The following is a 17,336-nucleotide window of genomic DNA, read 5'->3' on the forward strand; positions in this document are numbered from 1 at the left end:
TCCCTCCGACGACGCTAAGTCTCATCGCTTGGTGCCATACCGTGCACCCCTCTATCTAGGTGGCAGCCCGTCTGCACATCGACCCGATATACATCATCACAAACGGATTAACTATGTTGAACACCCTGATTATTGGTGCCAGCGGCTATACCGGCGCAGAACTGGCAAAAATGGTGCACGTGCATCCTCATCTGGCACTCGCGGGTTTGTATGTCTCGGCGAACAGCGTAGATGCCCACAAACCAATCAGTGAACTGCATGGCCAGTTGAAAGGCATTGTTGATATGCCACTGCAGCCTCTGACGGATCCGGCAGAAATTGCGACTCAGGCGGACATTGTCCTGCTGGCAACAGCCCATGAAGTCAGCCACGACTTGGCGCCGGTTTTCCTGGCCGCCGGTTGTCAGGTGTTTGATCTGTCCGGTGCATTCCGGGTGCAGGGTGATGATTTTTATCCTCAGTATTACGGTTTCAGTCATCAACACCCGCAGTGGCTGGATCATGCGGTGTACGGCTTGGCCGAATGGAATGGCGCCGCTATTGCGCAGGCTCAGCTGATTGCGGTACCGGGTTGTTATCCGACAGCGTCGCAACTGGCGTTAAAGCCATTGATTGAACAAGGTCTGCTGGACGGCTCCATGCTGCCGGTGATCAATGCGGTTAGCGGTGTGTCCGGGGCTGGACGCAAAGCCAGCATGACTAACAGCTTTTGCGAAGTCAGCCTGCAGGCCTACGGGATTTTCTCCCACCGGCACCAGCCGGAAATTGCCAGTCACCTGGGACAGGACGTGATCTTCACGCCGCATCTGGGCAACTTTAAGCGCGGGATCCTGGCCACTATTACGGCCAAGCTGGCACCAGGGGTGACAGCGGCGCACGTAGCCGACGCGATGCAGAACGCTTACCCGACATCGGCAGACCCGCATGCAGTGCGTTTGCTCGGTGAGCAGGCGGCCAAACTGCAGAATGTTGTGAATACCTGCTTCTGCGATATTGGCTGGAAGATACAGCAAGAACACATCATTTTAACATCAGCAATCGATAATTTGCTGAAAGGTGCATCGTCGCAAGCGATGCAGTGCATAAATATTCGTAATGGTTTTCCGCAATTGACGGCATTGGTTTAGGAGAGTTGGCATGAATCAGGTTCCTTTGGTGATCAAACTCGGCGGGGCAGTGCTGTCTTGTGCTGAGACCCTGGAAAAGTTGTTTGGGGCTATCAGCCAGTATCAGGTAAAGGCACAGCGCCCGCTGGTGCTGGTACACGGTGGCGGGTCACTGGTTGATGACCTGATGACCAAGCTGCAGTTACCAACCGTGAAGAAGGAAGGGCTGCGGGTCACACCGGTTGAGCATATTCCGTATATCGCCGGCGCGCTGGCCGGAACGGCAAACAAGCTGCTGCAGGGACAGGCGCTGAAATGCGGTGTCGCGGCAGTGGGCCTGAGCCTGGCTGACGGCGGCCTGTGTCAGGTGACTGAGCTGGATCCTGAGTTGGGGGCTGTCGGTAAGGCGGCACCGGGCAACAGCCAGCTGATTCACACCATGCTGGCGGCCGGTTACGTACCTATCATCAGTTCGATCGGGCTCGACAGCCAGGGACTGCTGATGAATGTCAACGCGGATCAGGCCGCGGTGGCGGTGGCTGCAGCACTTGATGCTGAGCTGGTGCTGCTGTCTGACGTCAGCGGGGTACTGGACGGCAAGGGTCGCTTAATCAGCAAGTTGACTGAGAAGGAAGCGGAAGCCCTGATTGCCCAGGCGGTGATCACCGACGGCATGATTGTCAAAGTCCGGGCCGCGTTTGAGGCGGCCAATGCGCTGGGGCGGCCGATTGAAATCGCGACCTGGCGTTACCCAGATAAGCTGGCGGCCCTGTTTGACGGCCAGAGTATCGGCACCAAATTTACGCCTCAGGCGGCATAGCCTGACCTTTCTTTAGACACGGATTTTTTCAATACCCATTTTAGAGCCATACGCCTGAGCGGGATGACCGCCGAGCGGGCAAGCAGGAGAAGTATTATGAGCAAGGTAAATAAAGTTGTTTTAGCCTATTCCGGCGGTCTGGATACATCGGCCATCATTCCTTGGCTGAAAGAAAACTATGACTGTGAAGTGATTGCGTTCGTGGCCGATGTGGGTCAGGGCGAAGAAGAGCTGGTTGGCATCGAAGAGAAAGCGCTGGCATCTGGGGCATCTGCCTGCTACATCGCTGATCTTAAAGAAGAGATGGTGAAAGACTACATTTTCCCAAGCCTGAAAACTGGCGCGGTGTATGAAGGTAAATACCTGCTGGGTACCTCCATGGCGCGTCCGATCATTGCCAAAGCGCAGGTTGAGTGTGCACTGGAAGTGGGGGCTGACGCTTTGTGCCACGGCTGTACCGGTAAAGGTAACGATCAGGTGCGTTTTGAAAGTGCCTATGCCGCACTGGCGCCGCAGTTGACTGTGATTGCGCCTTGGCGTGAGTGGGATCTGCGTAGCCGTGAAGCGCTGCTGGCGTACCTGGCCGAGCGTAACATTCCGACCACGGCGACCCTGGAAAAAATCTACTCCCGTGATGCGAACGCCTGGCATATCTCAACCGAAGGTGGCGTACTGGAAGATACCTGGAATCAGCCAAATGAGCTGTGCTGGGTGTGGACCAAAGATCCTGAGCAAGCCCCGGATCAGCCGGAGCTGGTATCCCTGACGGTTGAAAAAGGTGAAGTAGTCGCGGTGGACGGTCAGGCGATGAGTCCATACCAGGCACTGGTAGCGCTGAACCAGAAAGGCGCGGAGCACGGCGTGGGTCGTATCGACATCGTTGAGAACCGTCTGGTCGGCATCAAGTCACGCGGCTGTTACGAAACCCCGGGAGGCACCATTATGATGGAAGCCCTACGTGCGGTAGAGCAGCTGGTACTGGATAAAGATGCGTTTGAGTTCCGTGAAACGCTGGGCCTGAAAGCCTCTCACCTGATCTACGACGGCCGTTGGTTTACCCCGCTGTGTAAATCTTTGTTGTCTGCGGCAGAAGAACTGGCGCAGGATGTGAGCGGTGAGGTTGTCGTGAAGCTGTATAAAGGTCAAGCTACCGTTGTGCAGAAGCGTTCGGTGAACAGTCTGTACTCGGAAGAGTTTGCGACCTTCGGGGAAGACGAAGTGTATGACCACAGCCATGCTGGTGGCTTCATCCGTCTGTACTCGCTGGCCAGCCGTATCCGTGCGCTCAATGCACAGAAAAAACAGTAATCGCAACCTGACACAATAACAAACGAGCAAGTCGAGCAAGCAGCAAAGGAGAAGTACCATGGCACTCTGGGGCGGACGGTTCAGCCAGGCAGCTGACACAAGATTTAAGCAATTCAACGACTCATTGCGTTTTGACTACCGCCTGGCGGAGCAGGACATCGTGGGTTCCATTGCCTGGTCAAAGGCGCTGCGCCAGGTGGATGTACTGACCGAAGAAGAGCAACAGCGACTGGAGTTGGCGCTCAACGAGCTGAAGCTGGCGGTGATGGAAGATCCGGCGCAGATTCTGCAGTCGGATGCCGAAGACATTCATAGCTGGGTTGAGCAGCAGCTGATCAACAAAGTGGGCGATCTGGGCAAGAAACTGCATACCGGCCGTTCCCGTAATGATCAGGTGGCGACAGACCTGAAGCTTTGGTGCCGTCAGCAAGGTCAGCAACTGCTGCTGATGCTCGACCAGCTGCAAAATCAGTTGGTCACGGTGGCACGCCAGCACCAGAACACGGTGCTGCCGGGTTATACCCACCTGCAGCGGGCGCAACCGGTGACGTTTGCGCACTGGAGCCTGGCGTACGTGGAAATGTTCGAGCGGGATTACTCCCGTCTGACTGACGCACTGGAGCGACTGGATACTTGTCCGCTTGGCTCCGGGGCACTGGCCGGTACCGCGTACCCGATTGACCGGGAACAGCTGGCGCACAGCCTGGGTTTCCATCGGGCGACCCGCAACAGCCTGGATTCGGTGTCTGACCGGGATCACGTGATGGAGCTGCTTTCGACGGCGTCAATTTCGATGCTGCACCTGTCGCGGATGGCAGAAGATCTGATTTTCTACAACTCTGGCGAGTCCAATTTCATTGAACTGGCGGATACGGTGACTTCCGGGTCGTCGCTGATGCCACAGAAGAAAAATCCGGATGCCCTGGAGCTGATCCGGGGCAAGTGCGGCCGGGTGTATGGTTCGATGGCCGGGATGATGATGACAGTCAAAGCCCTGCCACTGGCCTACAACAAAGACATGCAGGAAGACAAAGAAGGGCTGTTTGACGCGCTGGACACCTGGTATGAGTGCATGGAGATGGCCGCGCTGTGCTTTGATGGCATCAAAGTGAATCAGGAGCGGACGCTGGAAGCGGCGATGCAGGGTTACTCGAATGCCACCGAGCTGGCGGACTATTTGGTTGCCAAAGGCATCCCGTTCCGTGAAGCGCACCATATCGTCGGGGTCGCGGTTGTCGCGGCGATCGCGAAGGGATGTGCACTGGAAGAGCTGTCGCTGGAAGAAATGAAGGCATTTTCGGCTGTGATTGATGCGGATGTCTACCCGATCCTGACCATTGAATCCTGCCTTGAGAAGCGTTGTGCGCTGGGCGGGGTGGCCCCGAACCAGGTGGATTACGCTATCGGTCAGGCCGAGAAGCGGTTGGAAAAACGTTACACTCCGGGCGTTAAAGTGCGGGGCGCTCGTCTGACGGATCTGGATGCCATTGAAGGTATGGTGGCGTACTGGGCCGGACTGGGGGAAAACCTGCCCCGGATGCGTAACGAACTGGTGCGGGATATCGGCTCCTTCGCGGTGGCAGAGCATCATGGCACCGTCACCGGCTGTGCTTCGCTGTATGTCTATGACTCCGGGTTGGCAGAAATCCGCTCGCTGGGAGTGGAGGCCGGATGGCAACATCAGGGGCAGGGCAAGGCGATAGTCGAGCACCTGATTGAAAAAGCCGGCCAGATGGCGATTAAAAAGGTGTTTGTTCTGACTCGGGTGCCGGAGTTTTTCATGAAGCAGGGCTTTGTTCCAACGTCCAAAACACTGCTGCCGGAAAAAGTGATGAAAGACTGCGACCGTTGTCCGCGCCAGCATGCCTGTGATGAAGTGGCACTGGAAGTCCGACTGGATCAGGAGCAGATGATTCCGACCGTCAACGTGGCGTGAATAGCACTTTGATTGGTACTGTAAATAAACCACACCCGGTCTTTGTGCCGGGTGTTTTTTTAGTGCGGTTTGTGGGTATGGGTGATCAGCGGGTTTAACGCCAGCCCGTGAGCCGCGCATCTCTCGCCCTTTGGCCTATATTTTCTCATCGCTTACCACTCATTTCTCAACACTTATTCTTCACCCCTCATCGCTCACACTCATCTATCAACAGTCACAGCTGCGCCCGGAATTGCACTTGCTGGTCAGGATTCAGGGATGATCGTTGTCTGGTCGTGGCATTGGGGGTGTACGTGGAGAGGCGGCGAGCCGGGATGCCGCACGGTGTAGTTGGTGGGCCCGAACTCCGTGTGCCAGCAGCAACAGACTGAAACCGCTGGACGCGACCAGCAGAGTAATGGCATTCAGGGTATGCGGAGTCTCGCGGTACAGCAGCCACCAGGCCAGCCAGCTGAGCGGCGCCAGCACTGACAACTGCACCATGCACCGGCGACAGCGGCCCAGTTTCTGGAAAAACACGGATGAGCGGCACGGTTGGCAGGCCATGCTGAGTCCTTACAGTGGTAATCGGAAAGCAAAATCCTAGCACTTGGCAACGTGCTGGGAAAGCGATGTCGGGATGGCTGGGGGGATTGAGGCAGAACCCGGAACGAAAAAAGCCCTCCGTCAGGAGGGCGTGTCGGTAGTGCAAGAATATTGCAGGAGAGAGGGGGATTAACAGCCCGGACCGCAGTCCAGACAGTGCTTAATCATTTCAGGTCCCAGGTGCAGCTTGGCATTCAGGTCACGCAGAGCGGTACGAACTCCTTCCTCGATAACCGGATGGTAGAACGGCATGTCCAGCATCTGGGCAATGGTCATCTTGTTCTGGTGCGCCCAGGCCAGCAGGTGTGCCAGGTGCTCTGCGTTAGGACCCATCATTTCAGCGCCCAGGAAGCGGCCGGTACCGTGTTCACCGTACACATGTAGCATCCCTTTGTTGCGCAGCATGACGCGGGAGCGGCCCTGATTTTCAAATGAGACTTCACCGGTTTCGAAACAGCCGCAGTTACCTAGGCGGTTGCTGATTTCGCGGTATGTTTCGCCAACCATTGCAATTTGCGGGTCGGAGAACACGGCAGAGATTTTCGAGCGACGCAGACCGGCGCGGATATCCGGGAAGCGACCAGCGTTGTCACCGGCAATACGGCCTTGATCCGCTGCTTCATGCAGCAGGGGGAGCTGGTTGCTGGCATCGCCCGCGATGAAAATCGAAGCCACAGACGTTTGCAGGGTGTAGTAATCCGCCATCGGGACGCCGCGCTGATCCAGCTCCAGATCCGTGTTCTCAATCGCCAGTTTGTCAACGTTCGGACGGCGGCCGGTCGCTGCCAGCACATAGTCCACGGTGATGGTATCCAGGACGCCTTCTTTATTCAGGTACTGGATTTCCACGCTGTCGCCGATGCGCTTCATGCTTTCGACTTTAACGTCAGCGTCCAGATAAAACTCTTCATTAAAGGCTTTATCGGCGTAAGCCATGATTGCCGGATCAGTCAGTGGGCCTACCTGGCCACCCAGGCCAAACATCACGACTTCCACGCCCAGGCGTTTCAGTGCCTGGCCCAGCTCCAGACCAATGACGCCAGGCCCGAACACGGCCACTGACTGTGGCAGGTCATCCCACTCGAACACATCATCGTTGATGATCAGGCGATCGCCCAGTTCATTCCAGACTGCCGGGTAGGCAGGACGGGAGCCGGTGGCAATCACAATACGCTCGGCATGAATCAGGGTGTGGTCATCGACCTGTAGGGTATTGTTATCGATAAATTTGGCATAACCGGCAATTTTGTCTTCTGCCGGGATTTCATCCACCCCTTCCAGAACGAAGCCAACGAAACGGTCACGTTCACGCTTCACGCGGTCCATGACTTCACGACCATTGATGTGGATTTCACCTTGCGGGTAAACACCAAAAGCCGGGGCTTTTTCGATCTGGTGAACGCTTTCCGCTGCGGCAATCAGCAGTTTGGACGGCATACAGCCGACGCGGGCACAGGTGGTACCGTAAGGGCCGCCTTCAATCATGACGACATGCGGGGTGTGTGCTTTCGCCGCACGGTATGCGCCCAGTCCGGCAGTGCCTCCGCCGATAACAGCAACATCAACATTCAGGGTTTTCATAACATCTCTCCAATCAAATCTTGCCTGTCGGGCCCGTCGCGGCGGGCCCTGTTATTCTTTGTAGGGGGCGCGATTTAGCCCAGGTACGCTTCCAGCTCTTCGCTGCCGCCGATGTGTTTACCACCGATAAATACCTGAGGCACAGTGCTGCGGCCGGTGACTGCGCGCAGAGATACGGTAGTCGCATCTTTACCCAGAATCACTTCTTCAAACTGCAGGCCTTTATCGATCAGGTTCTGCTTAGCTTTGGCACAGAACGGACAACCTGGCTTGGTGAACACTGAAATGGACTCCTGCAGCTGGACGCTCGGGGCGATGTATTTCAGCATAGTATCTGCATCAGAGACTTTGAATGGGTCTCCCGGCTCTTGGTTCTCGATGAACATTTTTTCAATCACGCCGTTCTTCACCAGCATGCTGTAGCGCCATGAACGCGGCCCAAAGCCCAGCTCTTCTTTCTCAACCAGCATCCCCATGCCTTTCGAGAACTCACCGTTACCGTCCGGGATGAACGTGATGTTGTCTGCTTCCTGATCGGCTTTCCACGCGTTCATCACAAACGTATCGTTCACAGAGACACACAGAATGTCATCAACACCGTGCTCAGCAAACACCGATGCCAGCTCGTTGTAGCGTGGCAGGTGGCTGGATGAACACGTTGGCGTGAACGCACCCGGCAGGCTGAAAACAATCACGGTTTTGTTGGCAAACAGATCCTGAGTCGTGACATCTACCCACTGGTCGCCTTGGCGAGTGTGGAACGTGACTTGTGGGACTGCGTGACCTTCTTTTGCTACGAACATAATTCTTATCCTTTTGTTTCAATCAGTAATGAGTGGTTATTGCAACCGGAGACTTATGCATTTGCTTGCTCCCTGTTGATGTGATGATTATGTGTTTTTGCGCTTGATAGTTCTAATCGTTTGCTGCTATGGTTTTGATAGTTTTTGTCTATTGATTGGTGGTGAGCGATGAACATCCGCGATCTGGAATATCTGGTTGCGCTTTCAGAGCATAAGCATTTTCGTAAGGCGGCTGAGGCCTGCTTTGTCAGCCAGCCCACCCTGAGCGGTCAAATCCGCAAGCTGGAAGATGAGCTGGGGGTTATTCTGCTGGAGCGAACCAGTCGCAAGGTACTGTTTACGGATGCCGGACTCAGTCTGGTGGCGCAGGCACAAAAGGTTTTGCTGGAAATAAAGGTGCTGACCGAGCTGGCCAGCCAGCAGGGCGGGAGCATGACCGGACCGCTGCATATCGGGTTTATCCCGACGGTCGGACCGTACCTGTTGCCGCTGATTATTCCGCATATCAAGGCGCAGTTTCCGGAACTGGAGTTGTTCCTGCACGAAGCACAGACTCATCAGTTGGTGCAGCAGCTGGAAGAAGGCAAGCTAGACTGTATCGTGCTGGCGGCGGTGAAAGAGTCGGAACCCTTTATCGAACTGCCGTTGTATCACGAACCGATGGTGCTGGCAGTCCCGGAAGATCACCCGTGGGCCGGGCAGGAGAGCCTGACGATGGATAAGCTGAATGGTTCGACGCTGCTGATGCTGGGTGACGGGCACTGTTTGCGGGATCAGGCGATGGGCTTCTGCTTTGCCGCCGGAGCGGCGGAAGACGGCAGTTTCAAGGCGACCAGCCTGGAAACCCTGCGCAATATGGTGGCGGCCGGCAGCGGGATTACCCTGTTGCCTAAGCTTGCCACTCCGAGTGAACGGCAACGTGACGGGGTGTGCTACCTGCGGGCGGAAGATCCGGTGCCAAGCCGGTTGATCACACTGGCGTACCGGCCAGGGTCACCGCTCAAGGAGCGTTATGAGAAGCTGGCTGAGCTGATTCAGCAGCACATTGCCGCCAGCCATAATCTCTCCTGAGCCGCTGTGGTGCCCGCTGTGATGTCCGCTATGGTATATACGTAGTGTCTTGAGTTGTGATGCCTGAAGTTGTGATGTCTGTAGGCGCGGTATCTGTAGTGACAACCAGACATCACAACAGGCTAAGTGGTCGCCGGTAAACCATCGGTCGCAGCGGGTCACAGGTGGAAAGAATCAGAAGCCGAGAATAAAAAAGAGCGCCTTGCGGCGCTCTTTGTCGTTGCGAGATTCGCTTAGTACGAATCGGAGCTGGGTCAGAACAGCTCGTCAGAGGCGTCGGACTCGAAAATGCCTTCTGAGGCGGTATCGCTGACCATTTCTTTCGGCTCGGTGCCTTCTTCGAAGTACTCAAACATCGACGACGCATCATTGCGGTTGCTGAGCTTGCCGCTTTCACGGTCAATCCGAACCTGAACAATATCGTCCGGCAGCTCTTTGCGCTGCTCCGGCACGTCTTCCAGCGCCTTCTGCATGAATGCAATCCAGGCCGGCTGGGCGGTTTTCGCCCCTGCTTCGGTGCCTGAGGTCTGCTCTTTGCTCATGTTGTTGTTCCAGGCTACTTTACCCAGCTCACGGCTGTGCTTGTCAAAGCCCACCCAGACGGTAGCCACAATACCCGGCCCGAAGCCCGCGTACCATGCATCTTTTGAATCGTTGGTGGTACCGGTTTTACCGCCGATATCACGGCGTTTCAGTACCTGCCCACGCCAGCCGGTGCCGTTCCAGCCGCTGCCGTTGCGCCAGTCGCCGCCACCCCAGATGTTGCTTTCCAGCATTTCACGAACCAGGAAGGCGTTCTGCTCGGTGATCACCTGCGGTGCGAAGTGCGATGTTGGGTCTTCCGGGCTGGTGTAGCCATCGTCGTTGCTCAGGGTCTCTTCACTCAGCGCAATGCCTTGCAGCACAGCACTGGTTGGCGCCGGTGCGGAAGCGGTCTGGCTGACCTGCTCGCGGCGGCAGGATTTGTTACAGGCCAGGCTTGGTGCTGCTTCGTACACAACATTGCCATAGGCATCTTCCACCCGCTCGATAAAGTACGGCTGCACGTAGTAGCCTCCGTTGGCAAACACCGAGAAACCTTGTGCCATTTCCAGCGGGGTCAGGCTGCCGGCACCCAGCGCCAGCGGCTCCGCGCGAGGCAGATCTTTGCGTTTGAAACCGAAGCGGGTCAGGTAGCTGATGGTTTCATCCAGGCCAACACTTTGCAGCACGCGAACGGCCATCACGTTTTTCGACTGAGCCAGACCAATACGCAGGCGGGTCGGGCCGTTGTAGGTCGGTGGCGAGTTCTTCGGACGCCATGCGGTGCCCATGCTCTGATCCCAGCGGTTAATCGGCGCGTCGTTGACCAATGTGGCCAGCGTCATGCCGTTATCCAGACCGGCAGAATAGATGAACGGTTTGATGCTCGAGCCCACCTGCCGGACAGACTGTGTGGCACGGTTGAACTTGCTGTGCGTAAAGTTAAACCCGCCGACCATCGCTTTGACGGCTCCGTCCTGAGGCGATACCGCCACAAATGCTGTGTTGGCTTCCGGTACCTGACTCAGCACCCAATGCTCGTCTTTCGGCTGCACCCAGATCTGCTGACCGGCAGCCAGAATTTCCGTGGCCGAACGTGGCGCGCTGCCTTGGCGGTTGTCACTGATGAATTTACGTGCCCACTTCATACCGTCCCACTCGAGGGTATGCTGGGCACCGTCTTTGGCAATGACCGCCGCCGATTTGGCGTCGACCTGGGTCACGACCGCCGGCATGAGATCGCCGTAAGTCGGCTGCTTGGCCAGGTGATCAAGAATCTGGGTCTGGGTCCAGGCCTGCTCGCCCTGTTTCCACAGTGTGGCTTCCGCTCCCCGGTAACCGTGGCGCTGATCGTATTCCATCAGGTTGTTGATCGCTGCTTGCTGGGCGGCGACCTGCAGTTTCGGATCAACGGTGGTGTAAATGCGCATCCCGGAGGTGTAGGCATCTTCGCCGTAGCGGTTCACCATCCAGGCACGGGCCTGCTCGGCAAAGTATGGTGCACTTAGTTCGATTTCTGCCCCATGGTAGCGGGATTTAATCGGTTCATTGCGGGCCTGATCGTATTCCGACTGGCTGATATAGCCTTCCGCCAGCATCCGGCTCAGTACCACATTGCGGCGGTGAGTTGCTCGGTCCAGCGAGTAGATCGGGTTCATGGTCGACGGCGCTTTCGGCAGGCCGGCGATTGTTGCGATTTCACTCAGGGTCAGCTGGCCGACCTCTTTACCAAAGTAAACCTGTGCGGCAGCACCGACACCGTATGCACGGTAGCCGAGGTAAATCTTGTTGAGGTACAGCTCCAGGATCTCATCTTTGCTCAGCAGTTGCTCAATGTGTACGGCGATAAAAATCTCTTTCACCTTACGCATGATCTTCTTCTCGTTCGACAGGAAGAAGTTACGGGCAAGCTGCTGAGTAATGGTACTTGCCCCTTGCTTGGCACTGCCGGAAACCGCGACTACGAAGGCGGCCCGTGCGATACCGATTGGGTCAACACCCGGGTGCTCGTAATAACGGCTGTCTTCGGTCGCGATGACCGCATTGATCATCTGCTGCGGGATCTCATTAAGAGAAAGAGGGATGCGACGCTTTTCGCCAAATTGGGAAATGAGTTTACCGTCGTGACTGAAAACTTGCATAGGTGTTTGTAATTCAACATTTTTCAGTGTCGCAACATCCGGTAACTCTGGTTTTACATAGAGGTAAAAACCAAAAATTGTAGTGACTCCAAGAATTATGCAAATTATTGCAAGTATAAGTAATCGCTTTATGAACTTCACTTGAGATTTCCCGTTACACCAACATTTCAGCGTTCAATAACTTAGCACCAATAGTATAAAGATAACGCTCAAAAATTAACGCTATAACCTGGTGTTTAAATAAATAACTTAGTTTGCTTTTCCGCTTACAGGGAGCATAGCACGGTATGTTTCGAAACCCACTCACTATTGGGATTGATATTGGTCATCACAGCATTAAGGCTGTTGTTTTGCGACAGAAGAAGACCTCGCTGGAGCTGGCGGCTTTTGCCGAGGAGGTGCTGCCGACATCGGTGATCAATGAGCAGCATAGCGTGAATGCCCCGGGGTTGTTGTCAGCGATGCGTAAATTAAAAAAGCAGCTGCCGTTTGCTGCCCGTCACACGGTTTTGGCATTGCCGGACAGTGCCGTGATCAGCAAGGTGGTCCAGCTCGACAGTAACCTCAGCGATGAAGAGACGGTGTTTGCCATTGAGCAGGCCATGAGCGCGGCGTCACCGTTTCCGGTGGATGAGCTGCGGATGGACTTTTTCCCGGTCAACACGGACACCTTTGCCGTTGCCGGTCAGACCCGGCCGTATCAGGTCTTTGCCGCCCGGCGGGAAACCGTGGACAGCCGGGTTGATGCCCTGCGTAAAGTACGGCTTCAGCCCAAAGTGGTGGAGTTGCAGACCCATGCCCTGTTGTGGCTGGAGCAGTATCTGGCGGAACAGCTGGCTGTCGAAGGGCAGTGGGGAGTGGTGGATGTCGGTCAGCGGCGGACCGCATTTTGTGTCAACCCCGTTGGCGGCACAGCCTACCACCGCGAACTGGCATTCGGCTGTGAACAGTTTGCCCCTCGCAGTGATGAGCCCTCGCTGGAAGCCCTGTCGCCGGAGCAAATGGAAGTTTTTACTAAGCAGTTGGTCGACAATCTCAAACGGCAGTTGCAGCTGTATCAATCCACCCATCCCCGCGCAACGCTGCAGGGAATTTGGCTCAGTGGTGGCGGCCAGAGCTGGGTGGTTGCCGATATCGTAGAACGTATGCTGGGACTGGAAGTGCGCTGGATGCACCCGCTGGCTTCATTTAACCGAGGACCCAAAATGGATGCCGAAATTGAACAAGGCAGTCTGGGACAATATGCCGTTGCGGCTGGCCTGGCCATACGGGGAGGACAACCGACATGATAGCCAAGCTGAATTTACTGCCTTGGCGTGAAGAAAAGAAACGGCTTCATCGTCAGCGTTTTGTGGGCCTGCTGGCCGCCTCTGCGGTAGCGGCGGCATTCGTGGTCTTGAGCGCGGGCAGTTTCATTGAGCGCCAGCAATCTATCCAGCACGCTCGCAACGCGCAAATCCAGCAGGAAATTCAGGCTCTTGAACACAAGCTGGCCATGCTGCCGGAAATGGATCGTCAGCGCGAGGCCCTGGTGCAGCGGCTGGCGGTGATCACCGACATTCAGAAAGGGCGCAACCACGTCACCCGGCTGATGAGCCTGATGCCGGGTATCGTGCCGCAGGGCGTGTATCTGGATGGGGTGTCTATGACCGGCAGTCTGGTCAAACTGGGCGGCGCAGGGGATTCCAATGGTCGCCTGGCAACCCTGCTGTCCAATGGCGAAACCTCGGAGTGGGTTGAGGATATAACCATGCACTCGATTGTAACCAAAACAGAAAAACAGAAGGAGCAAACTAACTTTAATGCTTCTTTTATTTTGCTGTCGCCGCCTCAGCGCACTGAAGAGGGAGGACGAGATGGCTGATTGGCAGGATCTGGAACTGGATGAAATGCTGGAATGGCCATTGCCCGCGCAGGGCGTGGTGGTGTTCTTGGTGGCGTGCGTGGTCGCGGCGCTGGGTTACTGGTACTGGCTCATCCCGATGCAGGACGAGTTGGAAGGGTTGAAGCAGCAGGAGACCAGCTTGCGTCAGGATTTAATCCGGCGGGCCAACCAGGTGGCAGCCCTGCCGAAAGTGCAGGCGCAGGTTGAAGCGCTGCAGGCGCAATATCAGCAGGTTATTCGTCAGCTACCGGAAGAGCAGGAACTGGCCAGCCTACTGGCTGATGTGAATGACATTGGGGTGCGTAACGGGCTGTCTTTCCAGCGGATTGAGTGGGCTCCCCGGATTGATCATCCATTGTATATCGAATTGCCGATCAGCATCGAGCTGACCGGGGAATATGAAGACATCGGCAAGTTTGCCGAAGAGATTGCCAGCTTGTCGCGAATTGTGTCACTGAAAGATATTGATTTAAATAGAATTGAAGAACAGCAGGAATTGCTGAGGTTGAAAGTGTCGGCCACGACCTATCGCTTCAAAGCACCGGCCAAGGAGCGCGCATGAACTTGAAATGGAGTGTGTGCAGCCTGTGCCTGTTGCTGGTGGGGTGTCAGGCCAATGATGATTCGATCGCGCAGTTTATCAACCAAACCCATCAACAGGCACAGGCAACCGTTGAGCCTTTGCTGGAGCAGCCAACGTTTGTCGCAGAAGCATTTGTCATGACCAGTCCGCGTTCACCGTTTATTCGTCCTCGGCCAGAACAAAGCGACATGCTTGCAGGTGACGGCGCCTGTTGGCAGCCGGATGAGCGGACCAACCGCTCCGCGCTGGAAAGTTACCCGATTGAGCAGCTCAGTATGCGTGGAGTGATGGGAGATACCAAACAGTTGTGGGCATTGATATATACCCCTGAGGGCAAGCTGGTCAAAGTACGGGAAGGGCACTTCCTCGGGCTGAATCATGGCCGGGTATTGTCGGTGAGTCCGAAGAGCATCGATGTAGAAGAAGTATTACCGGATGGCGAAGGGTGCTGGCTGAAGCGGCCAATCAAACTCACCCTGGCGCAGCAAGCAGAAAAAGCAGTTTAAAAAGAGAAGTAGCAGGATATGGCAAGGAAGGCATTGCAAGTCAGTAAATGGGGATGGAGCAGAACGCTCCATTGGGGCGGGCTGATGTTATGGGCCCTGATGCAAAGTTCAGTCTCATTTGCTGCCGCAGAAAACCGAATTCAGGCAATCGACTTTACACGCAGTACGGCCGGGCACGGGGTCCTGAAAGTCGATCTGGCAAACGCCCGTTCTGTGGTCGATATGCGCCGGGCTGGCGAGAAGCTGTATGTTGATGTGCATGACACGGAGATTCCGGAGGACATGATTTATACCCTCGACGTGAAAGAGTTCGCGACCCGGGTACAAACCATCGAAACCTTCCGAACCGAGCGGGGGGTGCGTTTGGTGCTCTCAATGAACGGCACTTATGCCTATGACTACACCAGCAAGGATAAAGTGCTGACGGTGACCGTCGAGAAAGTGGCAAAACCAAGCTCAGCCAAGGCCGCGCCGTCATCGATTTCTTATAACAGCAAGCCCATCTCTATCAACTTCCAGGATGTGCCGGTGCGAAACGTGCTGCAGCTGATCGCTGAGTACAACGATTTCAACCTGGTGGTCTCGGATTCGGTGCAGGGCAACCTGACGCTGCGGTTGGACGACGTACCATGGAAGCAGGTGCTGGATATCATTTTGAAATCCAAAGGGCTGGACAAGCGTGAACAGGGCAGTGTGGTCATGATTGCCCCGAAAGAAGAGCTGGCGCGAGAAGAGCAGAAACAGCTGGAGTCGAAGCGTAAAGAAGAGGAACTGGCTTCACTGCGCTCGGAGATTATCCAGATTAACTATGCCAAGGCATCGGAGCTGGGCGAGCTGCTGCAGGGCAGCGGTGAAGGGGTGAGCATGTTGTCACCGCGTGGCTCGCTGCATATTGATGAACGAACTAACTCGCTGATCATTAATGATATTGCTGAAAGCTTGGCGAATATCCGCGATATCGTGACGGCGCTCGACATCCCAGTGCAGCAGGTCCAAATTGAAGCTCGTGTGGTCACGGTGAACGAAGGTGATATTGACGAGCTGGGGGTTCGCTGGGGGATGCTGAGTCGTAATGGCAACAATACGATCGGTAGCTCCATTGAAGGCAATTTGGTGTCGGAAGGGCTGCTTGATCTGGCGGATAACCGGGTGGATCAGGTCGGGGATTTCCTCAATGTTAATTTGGGAGCCACCAAAGCGGGGGCGTCAAGCATCGCTTTCCAGGTCGCCAAAATCGGCGATGTGTTACTGGATCTGGAATTATCGGCCCTGCAGGCGGAGCAGAAAGCGGAAATCATTTCCAGTCCGCGCCTGATGACCACCAATAAAAAAATGGCCTATATCGAGCAGGGAACCGAAATTCCGTACTTGGAAGCATCATCCAGCGGCGCGGTATCGGTGGGCTTTAAAAAGGCCGTGCTCAGTCTGATGGTGACCCCGCAGATTACTCCGGACGGCAAGCTGGTGCTGGATTTGGTCGTTACCCAGGATAAGAAGGGGGATGTCGTAAAAACCGGGACCGGCGAAGCGATTGCGATTGATACCCAGCGTATCGGGACCCAGGTTCTGGTTGAAAATGGCGAGACCGTTGTTTTGGGGGGAATCTACCAGCATTCGCTGACAAACATGGTGCGTAAAGTGCCATTGCTGGGGGATTTACCGGTATTAGGCGCCTTGTTCCGCCATAAGCTGGAAGAGCTGGGCAAGCGTGAATTGCTGATTTTTGTGACGCCAAAGATTATTAATCAATAGGTTACCCACATTGTTGACGGCGCCGCTACCTGGCTTAGCGGCGCCGCCTCGGAATTAATCCCCCTCTAGCTATTGCCAAAAGAGGCTTTGTCCTGAGATAATTTTCGGTCTTAATCACGAATTAAAAGTGAGGAAGTTGGCGCCTCGGGCTTCATTTTGAAATAAGCCTGCGGGCGGTGTCGTTTTATTAACCGCGCGTAAATATTGCTAAACATGGCTGAAAAACGAAATATTTTCCTGGTCGGCCCAATGGGTGCCGGCAAAAGTACTATCGGTAGACACCTTGCACAGCAACTGCACATGGAATTCTTCGATTCTGACACTGAAATCGAGCAACGTACCGGTGCAGACATCAGCTGGGTATTTGATGTAGAAGGTGAAGATGGTTTCCGTGCTCGTGAAGAGAGCGTAATTGACGATCTGTCTCAGAAGCAGGGTATTGTCCTGGCGACGGGGGGTGGTTCGGTCAAGAGTAAGGAGAGCCGTAATCGTCTGTCTGCTCGTGGTATTGTTGTGTACCTGGAGACGACTATCGAAAAACAGCTTGCTCGTACTCAGCGCGATAAAAAGCGTCCTCTGCTTCAGACAGATACACCACGTGAAGTGCTGGAAGCACTTGCAGAAGAGCGCAATCCATTGTATGAAGAAGTAGCTGACTATGTAGTACGCACTGATGATCAGAGTGCTAAAGTGGTCGCGAACGAAATCATTAAAATGCTAGATGAGCGCTAATTCAA

General features: G+C 55.2%; 15 protein-coding genes. 11 read left to right on the forward strand and 4 right to left on the reverse strand.

Annotated elements, in window-relative coordinates:
- Nucleotides 1-113 precede the first annotated feature (113 nt).
- From argC to argH, 4 genes are all read left to right on the forward strand, one after another.
- Nucleotides 114-1,127: an N-acetyl-gamma-glutamyl-phosphate reductase gene (gene argC / locus FH974_RS01015; protein WP_047887169.1), complete on the forward strand. Its 1,014-nt coding sequence runs from the start codon at nt 114-116 to the stop codon at nt 1,125-1,127.
- A 10-nt stretch (nt 1,128-1,137) separates the two neighbouring features.
- Entirely contained in the window at nt 1,138-1,926 is a 789-nt protein-coding gene (gene argB, locus FH974_RS01020; protein ID WP_047887168.1) for an acetylglutamate kinase, read from the forward strand.
- A gap of 96 nt (nt 1,927-2,022) precedes the next feature.
- The gene (locus tag FH974_RS01025; protein ID WP_047887167.1) at nt 2,023-3,234 is read left to right on the forward strand and encodes an argininosuccinate synthase; all 1,212 of its coding nucleotides are present in this window, start codon (nt 2,023-2,025) and stop codon (nt 3,232-3,234) included.
- Nucleotides 3,235-3,292: 58 nt separating this feature from the next.
- Nucleotides 3,293-5,170, forward strand: a complete 1,878-nt coding sequence (gene argH, locus FH974_RS01030; RefSeq protein WP_047887166.1) for an argininosuccinate lyase — start codon at nt 3,293-3,295, stop codon at nt 5,168-5,170.
- 252 nt (nt 5,171-5,422) lie between these two features.
- On the opposite strand, the gene FH974_RS01035 is transcribed toward argH, so the two are convergent.
- The 3 genes from FH974_RS01035 to FH974_RS01045 form a co-directional block, all read right to left on the reverse strand.
- A complete protein-coding gene (locus FH974_RS01035; RefSeq protein WP_084712680.1) occupies nt 5,423-5,716 on the reverse strand; it encodes a DUF3624 domain-containing protein in 294 nt (97 codons plus the stop codon).
- 168 nt (nt 5,717-5,884) lie between these two features.
- Nucleotides 5,885-7,336: a dihydrolipoyl dehydrogenase gene (locus FH974_RS01040; RefSeq protein WP_047887165.1), complete on the reverse strand. Its 1,452-nt coding sequence runs from the start codon at nt 7,334-7,336 to the stop codon at nt 5,885-5,887.
- A gap of 74 nt (nt 7,337-7,410) precedes the next feature.
- On the reverse strand, nt 7,411-8,139 hold the full coding sequence (locus tag FH974_RS01045; RefSeq protein ID WP_047887164.1) for a glutathione peroxidase: 729 nt from the start codon (nt 8,137-8,139) through the stop codon (nt 7,411-7,413).
- 168 nt (nt 8,140-8,307) lie between these two features.
- Between FH974_RS01045 and oxyR the strand changes: the two genes are divergently transcribed.
- The gene (oxyR, locus tag FH974_RS01050; protein ID WP_047887163.1) at nt 8,308-9,210 is read left to right on the forward strand and encodes a DNA-binding transcriptional regulator OxyR; all 903 of its coding nucleotides are present in this window, start codon (nt 8,308-8,310) and stop codon (nt 9,208-9,210) included.
- 254 nt (nt 9,211-9,464) lie between these two features.
- On the opposite strand, the gene FH974_RS01055 is transcribed toward oxyR, so the two are convergent.
- On the reverse strand, nt 9,465-12,014 hold the full coding sequence (locus tag FH974_RS01055) for a penicillin-binding protein 1A (RefSeq protein WP_047887162.1): 2,550 nt from the start codon (nt 12,012-12,014) through the stop codon (nt 9,465-9,467).
- A gap of 146 nt (nt 12,015-12,160) precedes the next feature.
- Here FH974_RS01055 and pilM point away from each other — a divergent pair, with 146 nt between their 5' ends.
- The 6 genes from pilM to aroK all read left to right on the forward strand — a co-directional run bounded on the left by pilM (nt 12,161) and on the right by aroK (nt 17,331).
- Nucleotides 12,161-13,162 carry a type IV pilus biogenesis protein PilM gene (gene pilM, locus FH974_RS01060; protein WP_207103441.1) on the forward strand — a complete coding sequence of 334 codons (1,002 nt, stop codon included), beginning with the start codon at nt 12,161-12,163 and terminating at the stop codon, nt 13,160-13,162.
- Nucleotides 13,159-13,737 carry a PilN domain-containing protein gene (locus FH974_RS01065; protein ID WP_207103442.1) on the forward strand — a complete coding sequence of 193 codons (579 nt, stop codon included), beginning with the start codon at nt 13,159-13,161 and terminating at the stop codon, nt 13,735-13,737. Before pilM ends, FH974_RS01065 begins: the two co-directional genes overlap by 4 nt.
- The gene (locus FH974_RS01070; RefSeq protein WP_207103443.1) at nt 13,730-14,320 is read left to right on the forward strand and encodes a type IV pilus inner membrane component PilO; all 591 of its coding nucleotides are present in this window, start codon (nt 13,730-13,732) and stop codon (nt 14,318-14,320) included. Before FH974_RS01065 ends, FH974_RS01070 begins: the two co-directional genes overlap by 8 nt.
- Nucleotides 14,317-14,847, forward strand: coding sequence for a pilus assembly protein PilP (locus tag FH974_RS01075; RefSeq protein ID WP_047887158.1), 531 nt, complete (start codon nt 14,317-14,319; stop codon nt 14,845-14,847). The genes FH974_RS01070 and FH974_RS01075 overlap by 4 nt, the downstream gene beginning before the upstream one ends.
- 84 nt (nt 14,848-14,931) lie before the next feature.
- A complete protein-coding gene (locus tag FH974_RS01080) occupies nt 14,932-16,599 on the forward strand; it encodes a type IV pilus secretin PilQ (RefSeq protein ID WP_047887157.1) in 1,668 nt (555 codons plus the stop codon).
- A 213-nt stretch (nt 16,600-16,812) separates the two neighbouring features.
- Complete coding sequence (gene aroK, locus FH974_RS01085; protein WP_047887156.1) at nt 16,813-17,331, forward strand: shikimate kinase AroK; 519 nt, start codon at nt 16,813-16,815, stop codon at nt 17,329-17,331.
- Nucleotides 17,332-17,336: the final 5 nt, after the last annotated feature.

Source organism: Photobacterium ganghwense, assembly GCF_017329545.1.
In the GTDB taxonomy this organism is placed as follows: Bacteria; Pseudomonadota; Gammaproteobacteria; order Enterobacterales; family Vibrionaceae; genus Photobacterium; species Photobacterium ganghwense.